The 2,500-nt window shown below is 54.6% G+C and carries 2 rRNA genes (1 of these 2 cut by a window edge); both read left to right on the top strand.

What is annotated here, in order from left to right:
* Positions 1 to 2,014: ribosomal RNA gene (locus M727_RS0114730) — 23S ribosomal RNA — on the top strand (it extends 805 nt beyond the left edge of the window).
* Positions 2,015 to 2,310: 296 nt separating this feature from the next.
* A 5S ribosomal RNA gene (rrf, locus tag M727_RS0114725) occupies positions 2,311 to 2,425 on the top strand.
* The last annotated feature ends 75 nt before the right edge of the window (positions 2,426 to 2,500 follow it).

Here is a 2,500-nt window from a genome sequence, read left to right as displayed (position 1 = left end):
TGCAATAGTTCGGGATGACTTGTGGCTAGGGGTGAAAGGCCAATCAAACTCGGAAATAGCTGGTTCTCCGCGAAATCTATTTAGGTAGAGCGTCGACCGAATACCCCAGGGGGTAGAGCACTGGATGGGCTAGGGGTCCTCACCGGATTACCAAACCTAACCAAACTCCGAATACCTGGGAGTACTAGTCGGCAGACACACGGCGGGTGCTAACGTCCGTCGTGAAAAGGGAAACAACCCTGACCTACAGCTAAGGTCCCCAAGTTATGGCTAAGTGGGAAAGGATGTGAGGATCCCAAAACAACCAGGATGTTGGCTTAGAAGCAGCCATCATTTAAAGAAAGCGTAACAGCTCACTGGTCTAAATAAGGGTCTTTGCGCCGAAAATGTAACGGGGCTCAAGCCATACACCGAAGCTTAGGGTTCGTGAGCAATCACGAGCGGTAGCGGAGCGTTCTGTAAGCTGATGAAGCCATACCCGTGAGGGGTGGTGGAGGTATCAGAAGTGCGAATGCTGACATGAGTAACGTAAGGGGAGTGAGAGACTCCCCCGCCGAAAGTCCAAGGGTTCCTGCTTAAAGCTAATCTGAGCAGGGTTAGCCGGCCCCTAAGTCGAGGCAGAAATGCGTAGACGATGGGAACCACGTTAATATTCGTGGGCCTGGAGGAAGTGACGGATCATTGAGGTAGTCCAATCTTATCGGATTGAACGGGCTGCTGCGTGGTTCCAGGAAATAGCTCCTCCTTATAGACCGTACCCGAAACCGACACTGGTGGACTGGTAGAGTATACCAAGGCGCTTGAGAGAACTATGCTGAAGGAACTCGGCAAATTGCACGCGTAACTTCGGAAGAAGCGTGACCCTTTTCCACGCAAGTGGAGGAGGGTGGCACAGACCAGGGGGTAGCGACTGTTTATCAAAAACACAGGGCTCTGCGAAGTCGCAAGACGACGTATAGGGTCTGACGCCTGCCCGGTGCTGGAAGGTTAAGAGGAGGGGTGCAAGCTCTGAATCGAAGCCCCAGTAAACGGCGGCCGTAACTATAACGGTCCTAAGGTAGCGAAATTCCTTGTCGGGTAAGTTCCGACCTGCACGAATGGCGTAACGACTTCCCCGCTGTCTCCAGCATAGACTCAGTGAAATTGAATTCCCCGTGAAGATGCGGGGTTCCTGCGGTTAGACGGAAAGACCCCGTGCACCTTTACTATAGCTTTACATTGGCATTCGTAGTGGCATGTGTAGGATAGGTGGTAGGCTTTGAAACCTGGGCGCCAGCTCAGGTGGAGCCACCCTTGAAATACCACCCTTATCACTATGGATGTCTAACCGCGGCCCGTCATCCGGGTCCGGGACAATGTATGGTGGGTAGTTTGACTGGGGCGGTCGCCTCCTAAAGAGTAACGGAGGCGCGCGATGGTGGGCTCAGAACGGTCGGAAATCGTTCGCTGAGTGCAATGGCATAAGCCTGCCTGACTGCGAGACTGACAAGTCGAGCAGAGACGAAAGTCGGTCATAGTGATCCGGTGGTCCCGCGTGGAAGGGCCATCGCTCAACGGATAAAAGGTACGCCGGGGATAACAGGCTGATGACCCCCAAGAGTCCATATCGACGGGGTTGTTTGGCACCTCGATGTCGACTCATCGCATCCTGGGGCTGGAGCAGGTCCCAAGGGTATGGCTGTTCGCCATTTAAAGCGGTACGTGAGTTGGGTTCAGAACGTCGTGAGACAGTTCGGTCCCTATCTGCCGTGGGTGTAGGAATATTGAAAGGATCTGTCCCTAGTACGAGAGGACCGGGATGGACGGATCTCTGGTGGACCTGTTGTGGCGCCAGCCGCATAGCAGGGTAGCTATATCCGGACGGGATAACCGCTGAAGGCATCTAAGCGGGAAACCCACCTTAAAACGAGTATTCCCTGAGAACCGTGGAAGACGACCACGTTGATAGGCCGGGTGTGGAAGAGCGGCAACGCTTGAAGCTTACCGGTACTAATAGTTCGATCGGCTTGATCGTTCTCATTCCCTATGCCCATCTTGGGCGACAATCCTTCGGATTGCGCCGAGATGGTCTGTTCTCACTCACGCTTGTTCCGCCCTGCGGGCGGCGCTACGTGGGTGCGGCGCATCGGCGCCGACGGTCGGTCGACCTTGCGAAGCTTCGCTTCGAAAGGCGCCAAGACCAAAAGAACGGTAAAGGCACAACAAAGACCAGCGATAAGCTCAGAGAGAGCAGAAAATAGGTCCCCCTATTCGCTACTCTCTCATCGCTATTCGCTCAAAAAGCTTCTCGAGCAACGTGCGCTTTGCCGACCTGGTGGTTATGGCGGAGCGGCTGCACCCGATCCCATTCCGAACTCGGCCGTGAAACGCTCCAGCGCTGATGGTACTTCGTCTCAAGACGCGGGAGAGTAGGTCGCTGCCAGGTCTGCAAAACGCACGTTGCAAAATCCAAATCTTCTCTCTACCAAAAGGCCCGCCAATCGGGAACTCGGGCCGCGCA

The organism is Mesorhizobium sp. WSM2561 (genome assembly GCF_000513915.1).
Lineage (GTDB): Bacteria > Pseudomonadota > Alphaproteobacteria > Rhizobiales > Rhizobiaceae > Mesorhizobium > Mesorhizobium muleiense.
Note: the sequence above shows the minus strand (reverse complement) of the source record. Positions and strands in the feature narration are given on the sequence as shown.